Genomic DNA, 18,422 nt, shown 5'->3' with positions numbered 1-18,422 from the left:
CTACCGTAACTTCAGCGTGCTGAGCGCCGCGATCGCGCAGATCGCCGAGACGATCCAAAAGCGGACGATGATTTGCGGCTCGGGCCAGCCTTGCAACTCGAAGTGATGATGGATCGGCGCCATGCGGAAGATGCGTTTCCGCCGCAACTTGTACGACCCGACCTGCAGCATGACTGACAGCGCCTCGACAACGAAGATGCCACCGGCGAGCACGAGCACCAGCTCTTGCTTCGTCAGCAGCGCCACAATGCCGAGCGCCGCGCCCAGCGGCAACGCTCCCACGTCGCCCATGAACATCATCGCCGGATACGCGTTGAACCACAGAAATCCGAGGCCGGCGGCAACCACCGCGGCGCAGAAGATCGCCAATTCGCCGGCACCTGCGACGTACGGGATTTGGAGATACTCGGCGTTCTTCACATTACCAGCAACATAGGCAAACACGACATACGCACCCGCCGTCGTCATGACCGGACCAATCGCCAGTCCATCGAGACCGTCAGTGAGGTTCACCGCGTTGGAGAACCCGACCACGAAGACCGCCGCGAACGGGATGTAGAACACACCAAAGTCCGGGTGAAGATCCTTGAAGAACGGAAAGCTCACCGTGGTGGTGAACCCGGGCTTGAAATAGAGAAAGATCGCCGCCGCGAATGCGAGCGCGAACTGGCCCATCAGCTTCTGGCGTCCCGACAGCCCGGCGGAGTTTTTCTGGACAAGCTTGCGGTAGTCGTCGAGAAAGCCGATGACGGCGAATCCGAGCGTCACCACGATCACCAGCCACACGTAGGTGTTGGTGAGATCGGCGAGCAGCAGCGTCGCGAGGATGAGTGAGAACAGAATCAACGTACCACCCATTGTCGGCGTTCCCGCTTTGATCAGATGGCGTTCCGGACCGTCGGAGCGCACAACCTGGCCGATCTGGTGTTCCGTCAGGCGGCGGATCAGCCACGGCCCGAGCAAGAAGGAAATGGCGAGGGAGGTCATAGCCGCCATCAGCGAGCGAAAGGTGATGTAGCGGAACACGTTGAACACACTGTGTTCGCTGTGGAGCGGATAGAGGAGATGATACAGCATCACGAGCGACCCCCCGCCTCCTCCAACAACCGCACCACTTCCGCCATGCGCGAGCCGCGCAGGCGCACGACCTCTTCGGTCGCCTGACCGCGCGAACCTTTGACCAGGATAACGTCGCCGCTTTGCCAGAGCGTTGCCACCGCGGCGGCGGCCTCCGCCGGATCCGCGCACACATGCACGGCTGCGTGGCTAAGTCCGCCGGCGCGCGCGCCGGCGGCCAGCGCGTCCCCGTAGGCGCCAACCGTGACGAGCACGCGCACACCGAGTTGCGCGGCGAGTGCGCCGATGTGCTGATGCAACGTGTCACTCTCTGCGCCGAGTTCGCGCATCTCCCCGAGCACGGCCACCGGCCGGCCCGATTGGCGCGTCAACACGCGCAGCGCCGCTTCTACATTGGCCGGATTGGCGTTGTACGAATCGTTGAGCAGTGTCGTCCCATTGGCCAGCCGTACCACCTGCATTCGCTTCGGCGGCGCCGCGACTGCGTCCAACCCCGCAGTGATGGTATCGAGATCGAGGCCGATTGCGTGAGTGACCGCGGCGGCTGCCAGCGCGTTGGCGACGTTGTGCAGACCGGGAATACGCACGCGAACCTTTGCGATGCGACCGCCAACGCAGAGATCAAACGCGACGCCGTCGAGGCCGAAGTCGGTCACCGCGCGCGCTTCAACCTCACCACCAGTCCCGAACTCGATGCAGCGTCCTGAGAAACTCGCAGCGATCTTCATCACCCACTCATCGTCGCGGTTGACGGCGATGGTGCCGTCGCGGCGCATGCCGGCGAACAGTTCACCCTTCGCCGCGGCCACGCCAGCCAGACTGCCGCACCCTTCGAGGTGCACGGGGCCGACGTTCGTTACCACCCCGACATCGGGATCGGCGATCGCCGCAAGCTTGGCGATCTCGCCCGGTTCGCTCATGCCCATTTCCAGCACCACCACCGCCTCGTGACCGGTGAGCCGCAGCAAGGTGAGCGGGACACCTATGAGATTGTTCTCCGTCCCAACTGTCTTCAGAACCTGCGATCGCGGCGGCGCAAAGATCGCGTGGTCGCAGATGGCGGCAACCATTTCCTTCGTAGTGGTCTTGCCGTTACTGCCGGTGATGGCGATGACGCGCGGCGCCAGTCGGCGGCGCGTCCACGCCGCGAGTTGACCGAGCGCCACGAGGGGGTCCGAGACAACTATGGCGTCGACAGCGGCCACGTTGTTAGGCACCGCGCGTACAATGGCGGCGCGCGCACCGCGCGTGAGGGCGTCGGCGGCGAAGCGATGACCGTCGTGGGTCGGACCAGTGAGCGCAACGAACAGCGCGCCAGGCGCAAGCCGGCGTGTATCGGTGGAAACCGAATCAAAGATCAGCGGGCGCGCAAGTCCGGAGGCGACCACGCCACCAGTCACGGTGAGTACGTCGGCGAGCGTCCAAGTCATCGAGGGAGCACAATCGAGCGCCAGCTCCGCGTTCTTCATATCTCAAAGTGTGGGCGTGCCAAAGACCAGGCGCAACGTACGGTCAGTACCGGCGGCAGCGCCCGGCGACGGGTCCTGTGCGACCACAAAGCCGCTGCCTTCGATGCGAACGTCCCAACCGGCGCGGTGCGCGCGCACCAAGGCTTCGCGCATGCTGAGGCCGAGAAAGCTCGGCATGCCGCCACCGGTTTCGACCACCTTCCACACCACCGGCTGCGCGGTGAGCGCCGCCATCTCGGGCGCCGGCAGCGACGGGGTGGAGGGGCGCAGGCCTAGTCGCCCCAATCCGTACTCGGCGATGCGTTTGAACGCTGGCGCCGCGACCAATCCGCCGTAGGTCATCCCCTTCGGACTGTCGATCACAACCAAGATCACCAAACGCGGATCTTCGGCCGGTACGTAGCCGATGAACGACGACATGCGCCCACGCGCGGAGTAGTGGCCGTGTTCGACCTTCTGCGCCGTGCCGGTCTTGCCAGCGACGGTGAAGCCCTCGACGTTCGCCTTGGTGCCGGTCCCACCTTCGACCACGCGTTCGAGCAATGTGGTGAGCGTCCGCGCGGTGCGCGGCGAAATCACGCGGCCGACGGCTTCGGGGTGCTGCTCTCGCAGCACGCGACCGTCTTCGCCGACGACGCGCTGAACCACGTAGGGTTTGAGCAGCATGCCGCCGTTGGCAATTGCGGCATACCCGCGCACCAACTGCATCGGGGTCACCGCGATGCCCTGGCCGAAACTAGTGGTGACAAGATGGATGCGACCCCATTTCTCGACTGGACGCAACAACCCCCCGACTTCGCCTGGCAGGTCGACGCCGGTTGGCTTTCCGAAACCGAAGGCGTCGATGAGCGCGGCCAAGCGCGTCGCGCCGACGCGTTCGCCGACTTTGGCGGTGCCGATGTTGCTGGAGTGTTGAATCACTTCCGCAAACGACAGCCACCCGTAGCGCTCGTGATCGTGCACCACGCGATGGCCGATCGCGTAGCTGCCGTTCTCGCAGTAGATGCGGTCCTCGGGTTTGACCAATCCAGCTTCCAACGCTGCGGCTGCGGTGAAAATCTTGAACGTCGAGCCGGGCTCGAAGGAGTCGGTGATCACGCGATTGCGGCGACTCGCGGCCGGTGCGGCTGCCGGATCGTTGAGATCGAATGACGGTTCGTTGGCCAGCGCGAGAATCTCGCCGGTGCGCGGATCGAGCACAATCGCCACGCCCGCTTCGGCTTGGTGCTCGCGAACCGCCTTTCCGAGTTCTTCTTCGGCCACATGCTGCAGCGGGCCGTCGATCGTCAGATCCACGCGCGCGCCAGAATGTTGTCGCGACGGCGCAGCCGCGTTCACCATCATCGGCCGGCCGCGGGCATCGCGCTCGGTGCTAACGGATTCGACAGCGGACAGCAGACTGTGATTGTAGCGCAGCTCGATACCCTCGATGCCCTGCGCGTCGACGTTGGTGAAACCCAAGAGGTGCGCTGCCAGTTGGCCGTGCGGGTAGTGGCGGCGCCGACTCGGCTGGCTGCCTACGCCTTGCAAATGGAACGCGGCCAGCTCCGACCATCGATCGAGCGGCATCTGTCTATCGAGCCAGACAAACGGCGCGGTACTCGCGGTTTTGGCCACAATCTCCGCCACCGGCATTCTCAGCATACGAGCGAGCACCGGCACCGACTCCGCGCCGGTAAATTCGCGCGGGTGCACGAAAACCGCTGCCGCATCCACGGTGAGGGCCAGCGCTTCACCGTTACGATCAACGATCGGGCCGCGCAGTGGAGGCTCTGCCGTGCGCTGTTGGTGTTGCTTGGCGGCGAGTTCCTTGAGCTCCGGTCCGAGAATAACCGTGAGGTAGACGGCGCGTCCGAGAACGACGACGAAGAGGGTGAAGAACACCACCGCCGTCGCTGCCATGCGGTCGCGCGCCGCCGACACCGTCATGGCAACACGGCGTCCTGTCCGCGTTCCGGTCGCTGTAGGCCGAGCCGTAGGTGTGCTTCCTGTTCCAGTCGGCCCGGCGTGTCGGCGGCGGCAGCTTCTACTGCGAGTTCCTGCCCCTCCTGCCCCAACCGCTCCACAAGCTGGCGCGTCGCCGACAGCCGGTAACCGACATCCACCACCAACAACCGCATCCACACATACCCCAATCCAACCACCACACCCACGAACACCAAGATTCCAATCCACGCCGCGAGCGCGCGCACTTCGGCGCTGACTGCTTCGCGAATGTTCGTCGGCCTCCAGCGCGTTTCCCGCAGCGCGGCTTCGACTGGGTCGCGCCGCGCCAGCACACGCTGATCGATCGACAGCGGTAACATCTCTAGATCTCCAACTCCGACAACGAGTCGGGTTTGGCCATCAATTCCTGTTCGGCATCCGCGAAGACCTTTGCCCACGCCTCGCGGTCCCAGATGCGAAATTTCTCACCCGCGGCCGTGAAGGTTATCTCGCGCTTGAGCGCGGCGTAGTCTCGCAACGTCGGTGGCAACAGAATGCGACCCTGCTTGTCGAGCTGACACTCATGCGCACCGGCAAAGTAGTAATTCTGGAACCGCATCATCTTGGCGTTGAACTGCGGCCGCGCCCGCAGCCGCTCCTCCAATTGCGCCCACGCCGCGTGGGGATACACATCTAAGCAACGCAGCGCGTCGACGAAAAAATTGGTGAGCACAACCCGATCATCACCAGCGGCAACCAAGGCATCGCGGAACCGAGCGGGCACACTGACTCGCCCTTTGTCGTCGACCGTGTGTTCGAACGTCCCGCGAAACATGTCCCACCGACTGGGCCGTTGTGGCCCGTTACCCCAACATCCTCCACTTCATCCCACTCCCGGGGGCGACATATAGAAGGGCTGGCGACGCGTGTCAAGAAAAAAATGGTAATTTTCGAGAGGAGTTAGGCCCGTGCTCAGTTGTCGACGAGCGGCCAATTCGGCCCGAACAGGTGGTGCCGGAGGGAACGGCTGATTAGGCTTGCTCGCCCCTTCCCACCAAGCGCGCGAGGTACTCGACGCTGGAACCCGGGCCGCCCCAACGGCAGCCGGGGACCACCCGAAACTCCGGGTAGTCCGCTCGCAGTTGCGATACTTCCGTCAGCAAGCGTGACTCGACAGTGGTGCGGCAGCCGTTCCTCGGTTGCTACCTCTACTGTCATTGCTCCTGAGAAGTAGAGCGCGTTGACATCAACTAGTGCGACCGCTATCTGTACGCGCTCACGGTGACGCGGGGTGGAGCAGTCCGGTAGCTCGTCGGGCTCATAACCCGAAGGTCGGAGGTTCAAATCCTCCCCCCGCAATGACTCGACGCCCTGATGCCCTAGCGGCATCGGGGCGTTCGTGCTTGTGAAGCCGCAGGAGATCCTATGGCTACCGGTTCCCCACACTCATCGTCACAACCCGACAGCGAAGTCGTCGCCATCCGCAGCGGAGAGGACTTCGATCACCAGCGCGTCTCGGCGTACTTGAAGGGCAAGCTGCCCGGCTCGGACGCTTCGCTTGAAGTCGTACAATTCGCCGGCGGGCACGCCAATCTCACCTATCTGCTCCGATTCGGTAGCACCGAATACGTGCTGCGGCGGCCGCCAAACGGCCCAGTGGCAGCTGGCGCTCACGATATGGGGCGCGAGTTTCGCGTGCTCTCACGTTTACCCGATGCCTATCCGCTGGCGCCGCGCGCGTACGTGTTCTGCGATGATGCTTCGATCATCGGGGCGCCGTTCTTTGTGATGGAGCGGCGGCGCGGCACCGTGATCCGTCGGGCTATTCCGCCTGAGTTTGGTGGTGGTAATGATGCCGCAATCAATCGACGCATCAGCGAAGTTCTCATCGATGCGTTGGCCGATTTGCACAAAGTTGATCAGCGCGCCGCCAGCCTCGCGGATCTGGGCAAGCCTGACGGCTTTCTCCGGCGCCAGATCGACGGCTGGACCGCGCGCTACGTGCGCGCGCAGACGAAGGAGATGGCGGTGGTCGACGAACTATCGCGGTGGCTGCGCGAGCACCTGCCCGCGTCACCGGTGCCAACGTTGGTGCACAACGACTGGCGCCTCGACAACGTGATGCTCGATAACCGCGATCCAGGCCGCGTCGTCGCCGTGTTCGATTGGGACATGTGTACGATCGGCGATCCGCTCGCCGATCTCGGCACGCTGCTTTCACTGTGGATCGAAGCAGGTGAAGGTCTCGGAGGTGGCGCCCAAGGCGGCGGCATGCCGTCCAACGTCCCGGGCTTCCTCACCCGCCGTGAAGCCGTCGAGCGCTACGGCCAGCGGCGCGGCGTCGATGTTTCGCAGGTGCCGTACTACTACGTCTTCGGGCTCTTCAAGATCGCCGTGGTGGTCCAGCAAATCTACCACCGTTTCCACTTGGGACAGACCAAGGACGAACGCTTCCGCTCCTTCGAGCAAGTTGCCGAGTTGTTGTTTTGGATGGCGAAGAGCCGAAGCGAAAACCTCACCATCTGAGCTACAGCATCGACTTCGTCCAACCACCGTCTACGTTGAAACAGTCGCCGGTGATCCACGCCGCGCGATCGGAACATAAGAAAGTCACCAATCCAGCGATATCTTCCGGCTCACCGACGCGGCCCAGCGGAAAACTGCGGCGCGAGCTCCAATACGCGTTGACCGCTTCAGACGCGCTCATTCCTTGCGTTGATTGGCCTGCCTCTTCGAGCCGGCGCACGGCGGTCTTCTCGATCGCCGGCGTGCGCGTGAGCCCGGGGCAGACGATGTTGACGCGGATGTGATCGCCTCCAAAACTGTTCGCCAGCGTCTTGCTCAGACTGATCAAGCCCGCCTTCGCTACGTTGTAGTGCGGCACCACCACATCCGGCTGATGACCCGAGGTCGAGCCGATCATGACGATGCTGCCGCCGCCTTGGCGCTGCATGTGTGGAATGGCAGCGCGCGAGCACCACACGGCGCTCATCAGTGTCTGCTCCCACACGCGTTGCCAGTCGTCGTCGGACAGCGCGAGAAACCCCGCCGGCCCAGACGCGCCGCCGGCGTTGTTGACGAGCATGTCCAATCGACCGAAACGTCGTACCGCTGCGTCGATCAACGCATCGGCTCCCGCGCGCGTGCCCACGTTGGCCACTACCGCCTCGATCGGCGAACCCATCGTAGCGAGTTCGGCGCGCGCCTGTTCGAGTCGCTCACCTCCGCGCGCGCCAATCACCACTGACGCGCCTTCGCGCGCCAGCGCCGCGGCGATGGCCTTGCCGATGCCGGCGCTCGAGCCGCTCACGACGGCAACCCGTCCGCTGAGTCCCAGATCCATTGGCCTAGACGGAGGAGATATGAGCGCCGCCGTCAGCGTAGAAAGTATGGCCGGTGAGATAGCGCGCGTCAGCCGACGCGAGAAACACCGCAACCGGCGCGATGTCTTCACCGGGATCGCCAAGGCGGCCGATCGGTCGCTCAGCCATGATCTGCGCGAACCGCTCGGGATCGCGGGCCGCGTAGTCTTGGCCACGGCGCGTCAGCGCCGCCGGGGCGATCGCGTTCACCAGGATGTTGTACTTGCCCCACTCGCGCGCCGCCGTGCGGGTGAGCGCCAGCATCGCCATCTTGGTTGCATTGTAGGGACCGAGCCCCGGATCGCCGCGCTCCGCCGCCAGCGACACGATGTTGATGATCCGTCCCCCGCGTTCGCGCAGCAACGGAAACGCGGCCTGCATCGCCCACAGCGCGCCCTTCGCGCCCGAGGTGAACACGCCGTCGAATTGTTCGTCGGTGACGTTCTCCAGCGGCGTGTGCGGCGCGTAGCTTTGCGCGTTGTGCACGAGGATGTCGAGCTGGCCGAAATGCCGCCGCGCCGCCGCGATCATGTGCTCGACCTGTGCCCGAACTCCCGTGTCGACCTCGACCCCGGCGGCGACACCGCCCGCTGCAGCGATCTCACCAACCGTGCGTTCAACGCGATGGGGTTTGAGTTCCGCGACCAGCACGCGCGCACCTTCCCGCGCATAAGCGAGCGCGATCGCGCGCCCGATCCCCTGCCCCGCCCCGGTTACGATCGCCACCTGATTCGCGAGCCGCATGATGGAGCGGGTTATAGGTAGAGGCACCTGGTCGACGCAAGGCCGCTCGACCTTACCGCGCTATGGACTACCTCACGGCCGCCATGGCGTGTTTGCACTGGTAGTGCAAAATGATTATGGTGCCGCCCATGCCCAGTATCGCTGCGGTTCGAGATGCGCGGACCGATGGTCGCTTGGCGCGCAGCGCCGGCACGCGGGCGGCCGTGGTCGACGCGCTGCTCGCGCTGCTGCATGAGGGCGAACTGCGGCCGACTGCGCCGCGGATCGCCGAACGCGCTGGCATCTCGCTCCGCTCCGTGTTCCAACATTTCCCCGATATGGAAGCGATCTACGCAGCGGTGGCGGAGCGGCAGACCGAACGTATCCGTGCGCTGACCAGTCCAATTCCGCCAACCGCATCGCGACCTGAACGAATCGGTCAGTTCGTCGCCCAACGCGTACGGATGTTCGAGATGATCGCGCCGGTGCGGCGGGTCGCGTTGCTGATGGAACCGTTCTCGCCCGCGATCGCGTCGAACCTGCGGCGCATGCGTCTGCTCGCGCGCACCGAGGTGGAGCGAGTCTTCGCCAGCGAGTTGGCCGCGCATCGCCAACGCGAACGGCGCGAATTGGTCGCCGCTCTTGACGTCGCCAGCAGTTGGGCGACGTGGGATCCGTTACGGCGGCATCAAAGTTTGACGGTCGAACAGGCGCGGCACGTCATGACTCGTCTGCTCACCGCCCTGCTGAACCATAGCGACTGATCAAGGAGAGCAAGATGGAAACTGTGCGCACACCCGATGAACGCTTCGCCAACCTGCCCGGCTATTCGTTTGCGCCGCACTACGCCGAGGTCGACGGCCTGCGCATCCACTACGTCGACGAGGGTCCGCGCACGGCGGCTCCGGTGCTGCTGCTGCACGGCGAGCCGTCGTGGTCGTTCCTCTACCGCAAGATGATTCCGATCATCACCGCCGCGGGTCATCGAGCGATCGCGCCGGACCTCGTCGGCTTCGGCCGCTCGGACAAACCGGTGCGGCGTGAGGACTACACCTATCAACGACACGTCGATTGGATGCGCGGTCTGATCGAGCAATTGGATCTGCGCAACATCACGCTCGTGTGTCAGGACTGGGGAGGGCTGATCGGCTTACGCTTGGCGGCCGAACACGAAAATCGTTTCGCGCGCGTCGTCACCGCAAACACCTTCCTACCGACCGGCGATACGTCGCTCGGCGATGCGTTCCTCGCCTGGCGGAAGTTCTCGCAAGAGACGCCGGAGTTTCCGGTCGGCGGAATCGTTCGCGGAGGCTGCGCAACCGAACTGTCGCCCGCGGTCATCGCCGCCTACAACGCCCCCTTCCCGGACGATCGCTACAAAGCCGGCGCGCGCCAGTTTCCGGTGCTGGTGCCGATCGCGCCCGACGACCCCGCCGCCGTTCCCAATCGCAAAGCGTGGGAAGTGCTGCGCCGCTGGCAGAAGCCATTCCTCACCGCCTTCAGCGATTCCGATCCAGTCACCGGCGGCGCCGATCGCTTACTGCAAGATGCGATTCCCGGCACCAAGGGACAACCTCACACCACCATCATCGGCGGCGGACACTTTCTGCAAGAAGACAAGGGCGAAGAGTTGGCGCGCGTTGTCGTCGACTTCATCCGCCGCACCTAGGGAGGAGCGCCATGGCGAATACGCACCGCATCTTCGGCAACGAGCTGTCGCCGTATTCGGTCAAGGTCCGCTCGTACTTCCGTTACAAGCAGATCCCGCACGAGTGGATTCTCCGCAATAGCACCAACGAAGCCGAGTTCAGCCAGTACGCCAAGTTGCCGTTGATCCCGCTGGTGGTCACGCCCGACGCGCAAGGGGTGCAGGACTCGACGCCGATCATCGAGCACTTCGAAAAGCTCTTTCCGCTGCCGTCGATCCACCCCAGCGACCCGGCGCTCGCGTTCATCTCTGCGCTGATCGAGGAGTACGGCGACGAGTGGGGGAACAAGTCGATGTTCCACTACCGCTGGTGGTACGAGCCCGATCAGCAATCGAGCGGCGAGCGCATTGCCCGCAGCATGATGCCCGGGATCAGCGACGACGTCTTGCCGGGTGCGATCGAAATGGTGAAGGGTCGCATGATTCCGCGGCTAAAGTTTGTCGGCTCGAGCGCGGAAACCAAGGACATCATCGAAGGCTCGTTCAAGCGCCAGCTCGCCATCCTCGACAAGCATTTGGCGCGGCGGAAATATCTCTTCGGCGCGCGGCCAGCGTTTGGCGACTTCGGTTTGTATGCGCAACTCTACGAGTGCTCGACCGATCCCACGCCCGGCGCCATCATCCGCACGAGCGCGGGCAACGTCTTGGCTTGGATCAACCGCATGCTCGATCCGAAAAACGAAGGTGAGTTCGAGTCCTGGCCCGCACTCAAGCCCACGCTGATGCCGCTGCTGAGGGACGAGATCGGCGCCATCTTCTTCCCCTGGAGCCAAGCCAACGCCAAGGCGATCGCCGCTGGCGAAAATGAATTCTCGTTGACGCTGGCCGGCACACCATACGCGCAAGAAGCACAGAAATACCACGCCAAATCGCTCGCCGCGCTGCGCGCACGCTACGCGGCAGTGTCGGACAAATCCGCACTCGATCCGATTCTGAGAGAAGCGAACTGCTACCTGGCGCTGTCAGTCCAACCCTGACCTGACAGATGCCTCTCACCGCGAAGGCACGAAGACACCGAGAAACGAGTCGTCGGAGTTTTCCTCGCCCGCCTCATAGGCATCGTCGAACGGCAGCCGCGCGTAGTATCCCCTCTGCGTCCCCCGCATCGATCTGCGCCGGATTGACGAAGCGATACTCGTAGCGGAGAAAGTACTCGATCAATTCGGCGATCCAGTCCGGACGGAATCGCCGAGCCACAACACACGCCGACGGATTACATGAAGTTGCGGTGCGCAGGCGCTTGAAGGGCCGGGAGAGTCTAGTGTATGGAGCGAGCATGACGCGCGGCGTGTTGACTCCCTAAATCTCGAGTGGGCGGCCGGATGCATTGGTGCGCGGAATTTGAAGTTGGCCGGCGATCGATTCCCGGAAGGAACTGAAATTTGGAACTTGCCAAGTTCGCCATCCAGTATCTCGGCGCACCCTCGGTCGTGCTCGCGGCAGCAGCATGGCTCTGCCGAGAGATCGTGAAGCAGTCTCTCAGAATCCAGGGCGACCGCTTCAAGAGCAGTCTTGAGCACAAATCTGCGCTAGCGATCGAGCAAGTTCGGCAGGAAGCACACAAGCAGCTCGAAGCGGCGCGCCACGCGTTCAGTCTCGATCTCGAACGACAGAAGTCACGATTTGTTCGCCTTCAGGACGAGCGCGTCGCGCCTCTGCTGATTCTCTATTCCGCTGTCTCCGGAATGGCATTGCGAGCCCGGAATCTTCAAACGATCCTTGAAAGCCTCCCCGACAGCGATGTCACTTCCGACGTCGAACAACTTGAGGCCCTCTTCGGACCCGCTGAGAAGGCATATCTGCAATCGCTTCTCTTCCTCCCGGAAGAGATAGCAGCCGCGGTTGAGAAGCTAATCTCAGGCATTCGCGACGCAGAGCTTCGCCACTACATCGAACTCACCCATCAATCACAAGACCCGGTCGCGGCAAGAGCACAACTAAAGCATGGTCTCAAGGGGGACTTCGACAAGCAGACGCGGTCCCTTGCTCGCCAGTTGCGTCAGCTCCTCGGCGTTGAGAGCATCGAGTCTCTGTCAGCCAATGCCAACGTCGCCGGCTAACGCAGCGCTGGAAGTGATCGGCTTGAGCAGAGTCGCGGCCAGCTGACAGTTGAGCGACCCGCTCTTGAGGACCAAGACTTTACTCGATGGCATTCGAAGAAGAATGGCAGCGGCTCCGCGAGATTGGCGTGCATGGTTACTTTGAGTACGCGCATGCGTCCGAACGCTGGTCGAAAGCCGTGGACGGTCATTTCGCCACCGTTCGTGTACCGGACAAGTACGGCGTTTATCTGGTGCGTCGGGTCGAAGACAGCGAGATCATTTACGTCGGGCGGGGTGGCAGCATCGATTCAAACGGGCGATTTAAGGAGCAGGCAATTCCGGGCCGTCTAAAAGCTCCGCGTCGAGACAGGATCAGGAGGTGTGATATCCCTGCCAATCGTTGGTTTCTCGATTTGCGTGCTGCAGAGGGCGCTCTTCGGATCGAGTATATCATTCTTGGAAAGGTGCCGAAGAGCCCCGCACTTGCCGAGGCGCTGTTGCTGCAGGCGTTTCTCGATAAGCATGGTATCTTGCCTAGGTACAACAACGTCTTTTGAGCCCGGCTAACATCCGGCTGTACCTAACGGCACCTCTCGTCGATCCCTTCAAATGCGGCCCGCCGCGAACGGGTGCAGCGCGTGCGCAAACGTGTGGTTCGGTTCACATGCAAACAGGACGGCTGACTTCCGTCACGGCAGGCCGAGCTGGCGCTTGGCACCGCCGGTGTGCGACACGCCATCATGCTGACTGAAACAGCCCGCCGCGCCGCCAACAACTTCTTGCATCGCTCGTGCAAGTAGGTTAGCGGGTCTCTCCCGTTCCGAATCTCTCACGGGAGAAGAGGAGGAGGACGCGCGATGGGCCGCAAGATTCTCTTCATCACCACCGACCAGCAACGCTACGATGCGCTGGGCTGCAACGGCGGCACGATTGCCAGGACGCCGGTGGTTGATCGTCTCGCCGCGACAGGCGTCAACTTTCGCCGCGCGCACAATCAGAATGTCGTCTGCATGCCGGCGCGCTCGACGATGATCACGGGACAGTACGTGCGGACGCACGGCGTGTTCGCCAACGGCGTCGCACTGCCCGCCGATGCGCCTAGCGTCGCCGCCTACTTGCACGAGCAGGCCGGTTACCGCACGGCATTGCTGGGCAAGGCGCACTTCGAACCCGCCTTTGATCCGAAAGAGAAATGGTTCGAGAACCGTATGGCTGGCGAAGATTCGACCGGCCCCTTTCGCGGCTTCGAGCATATGGAGTTGGCGATGCACGGGCCGATGGGCGGCTGGCACTACTCGCGTTGGTTGCAGCAGAATCATCCCGACGAAGTCAGCGGCTTCGCACCGTTGCTCAGCGCGCAAGGCGGCGGCGATACCAACGCTCCCGAGGTGACGTACAATCCGATCGCCCGCGAGCACTACCACACCGACTGGGTGGCGGACCGCACCATCGCCTACCTCGATTCACTCGCGCCGCAGGAAGACTGGTTCGTGTGGATGAGCTTTCCCGATCCACATCATCCGTGGGACCCGCCCGCGTCGGAGGCCCGGCGCATCAATTGGCGCGATCTCGATCTGCCACCGGGTCATCCCGGTTCCGACGAAACAGTCAGAAAAATCCTCGCGCAGAAGCCGCGCCATTGGCTAGCGTGGTACGAGGGCAAGTTCCGCAACAACGAAGGCGGGCCGATGACGTTCGTGCCCAGCCAACTCACCCACGATCAGATCCGCGAGGTGAACGCGCTGACGCATGTGGAAAACGAACTGATCGACGAAGCCTGCGGCCGCGTCCTGCGCCGCATCGCCGAACGCGGGTGGGATGCCGACACCGACATCTTCTTCACCACCGACCACGGCGAGTTCCAAGGCGACTATGGCCTGCTCTACAAGGGGCCGTACCACGTGAACTCACTGATGCACATTCCGCTGATCTGGCGCCCCGCGCCGTCAGCGCGCGTGACGCCAACGGAAGTCGCCGAGCCGGTCGGCCAGCTTGATCTCGCGCCGACGTTCTGTGGCATCGCCGGCGTGCCAGTGCCGGCATGGATGGACGGCACCGCACTGCCGACCGCGCCGGGCTCCGGCCGCGAACGCGTCATCACCGAGTGGGACAGTCAGTTCGCCGAGGTCGGCATGCACTTGCGGACGATCTATCGCGACGGATTCATCTGCACCGTCTACGAGCCGTCGACGAGCGATATCGGCTTTAGCCTGGAGCGACTCTACCGCACCTTCGGCGCCAATCTGCCGCTGCCCGATTTTCACTACGACGGCAGCGAAGGCGAGTTGTACAACGTGAACGACGACCCGTGGCAGTGGCGCAATCTGTGGAGCGATACGGGCTACGCCAAGTTGAAGTCGGATCTGATCGCCGACCTCTACTATCACCTCCCGAAGCCCCGCGATCCGCAGCTCAAAGTGCAAGCCCCGGCGTGAGGTCGTGTGATGACGTACGAACGAAGGCCTCGATACGGTTCGCTTCGCTCACTACTCGGGCAAACGGATTCTTGAAGAATGTGAAGAGCAACCGTTTCCCCGAGTAGCCGTTCCTGAGTAGAAGCCGAAGGCTTCGTATCGAAGGGCGGCGTATCGAGGGGCTGCTTTCGCCAAGCTGAACAGAGGTAACGAACGATGCCGACTTCCCAACCGTACCGCTTCTACGCCAGCGAGATTTCCTACTTCTCCGGCAAGGTCCGGCCGATGTTTCGCTACAAGGGCATTGCGTACGAAGAAATCGCGCCAACGCCGCAGGCGTATCGCGAGGTCATCATCGCGCGCACCGGGCTGGCGTTCATTCCTGTGGTTGTCACGCCCGACGACATCGCGTTGCAGGACACCAGCGAGATTCTCGACGAGTTGGAGCGGCGCTTCCCAACGCCGCCAGTGTATCCGCCGACGCCTGTGCAACGCGTGGTTGCCTACCTGATCGAAGTCTACGCCGACGAATTCGGCGTTTTGCCGGCGATGCACTACCGCTGGAGCTTTCCCGAAAGCGAAGCCAAAGCCCGCGCCGATTTCGCCGCCGCCACGGGCAACCCGGCGACCGCTGGCCCGTTCGCCGATCGCATGAAGGGCAGCCTGCCGCTGCTCGGGGTGTTGCCGGAATCAATCCCCGCGATAGAGGCGCACCTGCGCGAGTTACTCGACATCCTGTCGCGTCACTTCGAGCTGCACGACTTCCTCCTCGGCAGTCGCATGTCGCTGGCGGACCTGGCGTTGATGGGCCCAATGTACGCGCACCTCTACCTCGACGCCGTACCCAGCCGCTTGCTGCGCGAGACGGCTCCGCGCGTGTGTGATTGGATCGAGCGCATGAACCATCCCGTGCCACGCAGCGGCGAGTTCGTCCCCGGCGATGCGATTCCGCCAACGCTGTTGCCATTTCTGCAACTCATCGGCCGCGACGCTGTGCCGTTTCTGCTCGACAACCTGCGCGCGTTCGAGAAGTGGGTGGACGCCAAGCCCGCCGATATGACCGAACCGCCGCGCGGCGTCGGCATGCACGAGACGGCACTGCGCGGTGCGCGCTTCCAACGCTTCACCAGTCCCTATACTCAATGGATGGTGCAGCGCCCGCTCGATGCGCTGTACTTCCTCTATCCCGCCGCACAGCAACAGGTCCGCGCCGCGCTCGCTGCTACGAGCCTGCTCCCGCTGCTCGACTTCACCCCGTGCCACCGCCTCGGCAAGCAGAATTTCAAGCTGGTGTTCGAGGCATAACGCCGTGGCTCAAGAGCGGCGAGCACCAGGGGAAGTGGGCTGCTGCTTGCCGTCGTTTCCAACCGCTGAGTTAGGTACCTGACTCACTTGCTTATCCTTTCCTCTTGGTCGGAACCCCTGCAGGAATTTCGCCGTCTCATCCTCATACCACTTGATTGCACGATCAACGCGCTCAAGATCCTCTTCTGTAAGCCACAGATCTGCACGTGTGCGAGGATGCGTGACGCGGTTCCGAATCGCAATTGCGTCGAGAAACGCCCGCCATCCCTCATCGCCGAAGTTGGGTTCAAATGGAGCATCCGCACAGCGACCCAGAAGCTTGAGCAATAGACGGACGCTGTCCTTCAACCGCAAAGGACGCCGGACGGCGCGAGCCCTGCCTTTCGTATCGACCTGGAATTGAACCCCGTGGAGAACGAAGATTTCGGGCACGCTCAAGTGCTCAACTCGCCCGGTTTTGTCAGCTGCAAGGAGAACATCGCTGAGAGCATGGTTCATTCCCTCTATGAAGGAGAGCATCACCCGGATGTATGCGCGTCGAGCAGATCCATTTTCGTCGCCAACGTCGACCCGAGTAGCAACCCATTCGCGGTCGGCAGTGAGGCCATAGGCGAGTACACCGAGGCGCAGCAGCGCACCTCCGACCGGGTCCAGTTGAGATTCGTCGATTGCGTTACAGTTCCGTTCCATGGCGATCTGTGCGCACCCCCTCCAAATTCCTCACCAGACGGTCCACGTCAAGCCACGACCTCTCATACGCGATTATCTGATTCGCTGGCAGACAGGTCTTAACGCGCCGCTGTTGATACACCTGTATGTCACGAACATTCCGGATAATCCGCTCTCTGGCGCTCGTCGGATCGATTCTGCCCTTCAATGCGAGGTACGCGGGACAATATACTCGTGCCGAGATTCGGATCGCCCACGCTAGATTCCTGTCCTCCCGCTCTGGGTGAACGAAGAGACCTTCACACTCCTCTAGAAACGGTAGGCCAGCCTCCGATATGAAGCCCATCTTTTCCAAATCGGAGACCTCCTGGACTATCAACCGAACCTTTTCTTCGTCGTATGTAGCGCGAATCCTTGAGACCGCCACTTCAGGATCCGCTGGGGCATCCAGCGCAAGAATCTGTATACGCCCCAATATGGGATCGGTACTCTGAGCAGCCAATATCCTCATCAAATAGCTCGTACAACCACCTTCGAGCAGAACGGGGTGAGCCCTAGCTTCAACAGGGATCGTCGATTTGAGCCATGCTTCGTATTTTGCGGGACCGCTAACCTCCCATGGCGAAAGCACCTGATACCCCTTGTGCTCCCCTCTGAGGGCCTTCTCGTCGAAGCCAACGCCCTCTTTCAAATGATTGTATCGTTGCAGCTGGTCGAGGGGCAGAGTTATAGCCCCCGTCTGCACAGCCGCTGCTGCGCCGACGGCCGTCTTCCCAGTACACGTCGGACCCGCCAGTGCAACGATTGGCCACATGTCGGTTCAGGTTTCCCGCTTGGTGAGTGTAGCCGTTCCCGCAACGGAGGGGCCGGTGAGATGAAACCAATTCCCTCGAACGATCAGGGTAGGAGAACCACCAGAGACTATGCCCGAGAAGGCGCACTCACTGGCGTCCAGCTGGCCGTTATCGTTGATCGCCGAATACCCATAGATGAATACGAAGCGGTGCGTAGGGGGATCGTAGCTCGCAAACCTCGAGTAAATCTCGCCTAGCTGCTTGCCGGACTCGCCCGTGATTGTGCCCGCAATGGCGATGTGCGCCTGCCGGACGTAAAGCAAGAGGTCGCCGCTGCTTCTCTTGCCGGAAATCGACGTCGCTGACTCAAGGGTCCACCGGCCCGAGAGCTTCGAGTATTCACTGTTGGCTGATGCGGCTTCGATAGGATTCGGCAGGATCCGAAGGACTTCCTTCGCGATCACGACACGCTCATTCTCGCCAAAGTATTTGAACAGTACGTAGGCGACAAGGGCAGCTGCTGCGAGCATTGGCAGCACAATGAAGAAAAGCCACCAATATGGGGACGAAGTGCTCGTTCCACTGGCGAGGGCTCCAAGCACGCCGCCGGCACCGAGAGTCGTGATCGCCAGGATCAGGTCCGTGGCTTGGAATCGTGCCCCATCGACCGACGCGAGCCGGTCCCGACAGTACCTGAGGTCCCTTTCCCTGATTTCAAACATCACTTCGACGTCAGCGGGCGGCCTATCGTGTGTCTCCATGTGATTCTTATCGTGTCGAGATCTCGTTGAGAGCCTAACGAGCTTGTAGAAAAACCATTTGGCCGCATGGCCTCCGTCTCGGGAGGCGCTGATCGTGGATTGGGTGAATCATTCGCTGTGGTCGGTCGGTCTGTTTCCGACGTGGCGTCGTGCTTGGCTGCGGATCGTCCGG

The 18,422-nt window shown here is 62.5% G+C and carries 19 protein-coding genes and 1 tRNA gene; 9 read left to right on the top strand and 11 right to left on the bottom strand.

What is annotated here, in order from left to right; translation table 11 throughout:
- Genes HYR72_13180 through mraZ form a run of 5 tightly spaced genes read right to left on the bottom strand, consistent with a single transcriptional unit; the run spans window position 1 to window position 5,307 of the window.
- Complete coding sequence (locus HYR72_13180; protein MBI1815925.1) at window positions 1–1,077, bottom strand: phospho-N-acetylmuramoyl-pentapeptide-transferase; 1,077 nt, start codon at window positions 1,075–1,077, stop codon at window positions 1–3.
- Complete coding sequence (locus HYR72_13175; GenBank protein ID MBI1815924.1) at window positions 1,077–2,507, bottom strand: UDP-N-acetylmuramoyl-tripeptide--D-alanyl-D-alanine ligase; 1,431 nt, start codon at window positions 2,505–2,507, stop codon at window positions 1,077–1,079. Before HYR72_13175 ends, HYR72_13180 begins: the two co-directional genes overlap by 1 nt.
- A 42-nt stretch (window positions 2,508–2,549) precedes the next feature.
- On the bottom strand, window positions 2,550–4,475 hold the full coding sequence (locus HYR72_13170; protein MBI1815923.1) for a PASTA domain-containing protein: 1,926 nt from the start codon (window positions 4,473–4,475) through the stop codon (window positions 2,550–2,552).
- On the bottom strand, window positions 4,472–4,852 hold the full coding sequence (locus HYR72_13165) for a hypothetical protein (protein MBI1815922.1): 381 nt from the start codon (window positions 4,850–4,852) through the stop codon (window positions 4,472–4,474). The genes HYR72_13170 and HYR72_13165 overlap by 4 nt, the downstream gene beginning before the upstream one ends.
- A 2-nt stretch (window positions 4,853–4,854) precedes the next feature.
- Window positions 4,855–5,307 carry a division/cell wall cluster transcriptional repressor MraZ gene (gene mraZ, locus HYR72_13160; protein MBI1815921.1) on the bottom strand — a complete coding sequence of 151 codons (453 nt, stop codon included), beginning with the start codon at window positions 5,305–5,307 and terminating at the stop codon, window positions 4,855–4,857.
- Window positions 5,308–5,757: 450 nt separating this feature from the next.
- Here mraZ and HYR72_13155 point away from each other — a divergent pair.
- Together HYR72_13155 and HYR72_13150 are read left to right on the top strand one after the other, a co-directional pair.
- Window positions 5,758–5,831, top strand: a tRNA-Met gene (locus tag HYR72_13155).
- Window positions 5,832–5,897: 66 nt separating this feature from the next.
- A complete protein-coding gene (locus HYR72_13150) occupies window positions 5,898–6,998 on the top strand; it encodes a phosphotransferase family protein (protein MBI1815920.1) in 1,101 nt (366 codons plus the stop codon).
- Between the two features lies 1 nt (window position 6,999).
- On the opposite strand, the gene HYR72_13145 is transcribed toward HYR72_13150, so the two are convergent.
- Both HYR72_13145 and HYR72_13140 read right to left on the bottom strand, forming a co-directional pair.
- The gene (locus tag HYR72_13145) at window positions 7,000–7,815 is read right to left on the bottom strand and encodes a glucose 1-dehydrogenase (protein ID MBI1815919.1); all 816 of its coding nucleotides are present in this window, start codon (window positions 7,813–7,815) and stop codon (window positions 7,000–7,002) included.
- A gap of 4 nt (window positions 7,816–7,819) precedes the next feature.
- Window positions 7,820–8,578 carry an SDR family oxidoreductase gene (locus HYR72_13140; GenBank protein ID MBI1815918.1) on the bottom strand — a complete coding sequence of 253 codons (759 nt, stop codon included), beginning with the start codon at window positions 8,576–8,578 and terminating at the stop codon, window positions 7,820–7,822.
- A 128-nt stretch (window positions 8,579–8,706) separates the two neighbouring features.
- On the opposite strand from HYR72_13140, the gene HYR72_13135 reads away from it, so the two are divergent.
- The 3 genes from HYR72_13135 to HYR72_13125 are packed head-to-tail and all read left to right on the top strand — an operon-like array spanning window position 8,707 to window position 11,242.
- On the top strand, window positions 8,707–9,321 hold the full coding sequence (locus tag HYR72_13135; protein ID MBI1815917.1) for a TetR/AcrR family transcriptional regulator: 615 nt from the start codon (window positions 8,707–8,709) through the stop codon (window positions 9,319–9,321).
- A gap of 14 nt (window positions 9,322–9,335) precedes the next feature.
- On the top strand, window positions 9,336–10,226 hold the full coding sequence (locus HYR72_13130; GenBank protein MBI1815916.1) for a haloalkane dehalogenase: 891 nt from the start codon (window positions 9,336–9,338) through the stop codon (window positions 10,224–10,226).
- Between the two features lie 11 nt (window positions 10,227–10,237).
- Complete coding sequence (locus tag HYR72_13125) at window positions 10,238–11,242, top strand: glutathione S-transferase family protein (GenBank protein MBI1815915.1); 1,005 nt, start codon at window positions 10,238–10,240, stop codon at window positions 11,240–11,242.
- A 73-nt stretch (window positions 11,243–11,315) separates the two neighbouring features.
- Here the strand turns inward: HYR72_13125 and HYR72_13120 are convergent, their stop codons facing one another.
- Complete coding sequence (locus HYR72_13120) at window positions 11,316–11,462, bottom strand: hypothetical protein (protein MBI1815914.1); 147 nt, start codon at window positions 11,460–11,462, stop codon at window positions 11,316–11,318.
- Window positions 11,463–11,647: 185 nt separating this feature from the next.
- Here HYR72_13120 and HYR72_13115 point away from each other — a divergent pair, with 185 nt between their 5' ends.
- The 4 genes from HYR72_13115 to HYR72_13100 all read left to right on the top strand — a co-directional run bounded on the left by HYR72_13115 (window position 11,648) and on the right by HYR72_13100 (window position 16,026).
- On the top strand, window positions 11,648–12,325 hold the full coding sequence (locus tag HYR72_13115) for a hypothetical protein (GenBank protein MBI1815913.1): 678 nt from the start codon (window positions 11,648–11,650) through the stop codon (window positions 12,323–12,325).
- Between the two features lie 86 nt (window positions 12,326–12,411).
- Window positions 12,412–12,864, top strand: coding sequence for a hypothetical protein (locus HYR72_13110; GenBank protein ID MBI1815912.1), 453 nt, complete (start codon window positions 12,412–12,414; stop codon window positions 12,862–12,864).
- Between the two features lie 300 nt (window positions 12,865–13,164).
- Window positions 13,165–14,742: a sulfatase-like hydrolase/transferase gene (locus tag HYR72_13105; protein ID MBI1815911.1), complete on the top strand. Its 1,578-nt coding sequence runs from the start codon at window positions 13,165–13,167 to the stop codon at window positions 14,740–14,742.
- Window positions 14,743–14,937: 195 nt separating this feature from the next.
- On the top strand, window positions 14,938–16,026 hold the full coding sequence (locus HYR72_13100) for a glutathione S-transferase family protein (GenBank protein ID MBI1815910.1): 1,089 nt from the start codon (window positions 14,938–14,940) through the stop codon (window positions 16,024–16,026).
- Window positions 16,027–16,035: 9 nt separating this feature from the next.
- Here HYR72_13100 and HYR72_13095 read toward each other — a convergent pair whose 3' ends face one another.
- The 3 genes from HYR72_13095 to HYR72_13085 are packed head-to-tail and all read right to left on the bottom strand — an operon-like array spanning window position 16,036 to window position 18,250.
- Entirely contained in the window at window positions 16,036–16,716 is a 681-nt protein-coding gene (locus HYR72_13095; GenBank protein MBI1815909.1) for a hypothetical protein, read from the bottom strand.
- Window positions 16,700–17,509, bottom strand: a complete 810-nt coding sequence (locus HYR72_13090) for a hypothetical protein (GenBank protein MBI1815908.1) — start codon at window positions 17,507–17,509, stop codon at window positions 16,700–16,702. The genes HYR72_13095 and HYR72_13090 overlap by 17 nt, the downstream gene beginning before the upstream one ends.
- 6 nt (window positions 17,510–17,515) lie before the next feature.
- Window positions 17,516–18,250: a hypothetical protein gene (locus tag HYR72_13085; protein MBI1815907.1), complete on the bottom strand. Its 735-nt coding sequence runs from the start codon at window positions 18,248–18,250 to the stop codon at window positions 17,516–17,518.
- Window positions 18,251–18,422 lie beyond the last annotated feature (172 nt).

The sequence above is a fragment of the Deltaproteobacteria bacterium genome, assembly GCA_016178705.1.
In the GTDB taxonomy this organism is placed as follows: domain Bacteria; phylum Desulfobacterota; class Binatia; order HRBIN30; family JACQVA1; genus JACOST01.
Note: the sequence above shows the minus strand (reverse complement) of the source record. Positions and strands in the feature narration are given on the sequence as shown.

What these genes read in the sequence shown, in the direction of transcription:
- HYR72_13110 (MBI1815912.1), top strand. Translation starts at nt 12,412, where the DNA reads ATGGCATTCGAAGAAGAATGGCAGCGGCTCCGCGAGATTGGCGTGCAT.
- HYR72_13100 (MBI1815910.1), top strand. Translation starts at nt 14,938, where the DNA reads ATGCCGACTTCCCAACCGTACCGCTTCTACGCCAGCGAGATTTCCTAC.
- HYR72_13125 (MBI1815915.1), top strand. Translation starts at nt 10,238, where the DNA reads ATGGCGAATACGCACCGCATCTTCGGCAACGAGCTGTCGCCGTATTCG.
- HYR72_13135 (MBI1815917.1), top strand. Translation starts at nt 8,707, where the DNA reads ATGCCCAGTATCGCTGCGGTTCGAGATGCGCGGACCGATGGTCGCTTG.
- HYR72_13165 (MBI1815922.1), bottom strand. Translation starts at nt 4,852, where the DNA reads ATGTTACCGCTGTCGATCGATCAGCGTGTGCTGGCGCGGCGCGACCCA.
- HYR72_13105 (MBI1815911.1), top strand. Translation starts at nt 13,165, where the DNA reads ATGGGCCGCAAGATTCTCTTCATCACCACCGACCAGCAACGCTACGAT.
- HYR72_13170 (MBI1815923.1), bottom strand. Translation starts at nt 4,475, where the DNA reads ATGACGGTGTCGGCGGCGCGCGACCGCATGGCAGCGACGGCGGTGGTG.
- HYR72_13180 (MBI1815925.1), bottom strand. Translation starts at nt 1,077, where the DNA reads ATGCTGTATCATCTCCTCTATCCGCTCCACAGCGAACACAGTGTGTTC.
- HYR72_13150 (MBI1815920.1), top strand. Translation starts at nt 5,898, where the DNA reads ATGGCTACCGGTTCCCCACACTCATCGTCACAACCCGACAGCGAAGTC.
- HYR72_13140 (MBI1815918.1), bottom strand. Translation starts at nt 8,578, where the DNA reads ATGCGGCTCGCGAATCAGGTGGCGATCGTAACCGGGGCGGGGCAGGGG.
- HYR72_13085 (MBI1815907.1), bottom strand. Translation starts at nt 18,250, where the DNA reads ATGGAGACACACGATAGGCCGCCCGCTGACGTCGAAGTGATGTTTGAA.
- mraZ (MBI1815921.1), bottom strand. Translation starts at nt 5,307, where the DNA reads ATGTTTCGCGGGACGTTCGAACACACGGTCGACGACAAAGGGCGAGTC.
- HYR72_13145 (MBI1815919.1), bottom strand. Translation starts at nt 7,815, where the DNA reads ATGGATCTGGGACTCAGCGGACGGGTTGCCGTCGTGAGCGGCTCGAGC.
- HYR72_13175 (MBI1815924.1), bottom strand. Translation starts at nt 2,507, where the DNA reads ATGACTTGGACGCTCGCCGACGTACTCACCGTGACTGGTGGCGTGGTC.
- HYR72_13095 (MBI1815909.1), bottom strand. Translation starts at nt 16,716, where the DNA reads ATGGAACGGAACTGTAACGCAATCGACGAATCTCAACTGGACCCGGTC.
- HYR72_13090 (MBI1815908.1), bottom strand. Translation starts at nt 17,509, where the DNA reads ATGTGGCCAATCGTTGCACTGGCGGGTCCGACGTGTACTGGGAAGACG.
- HYR72_13130 (MBI1815916.1), top strand. Translation starts at nt 9,336, where the DNA reads ATGGAAACTGTGCGCACACCCGATGAACGCTTCGCCAACCTGCCCGGC.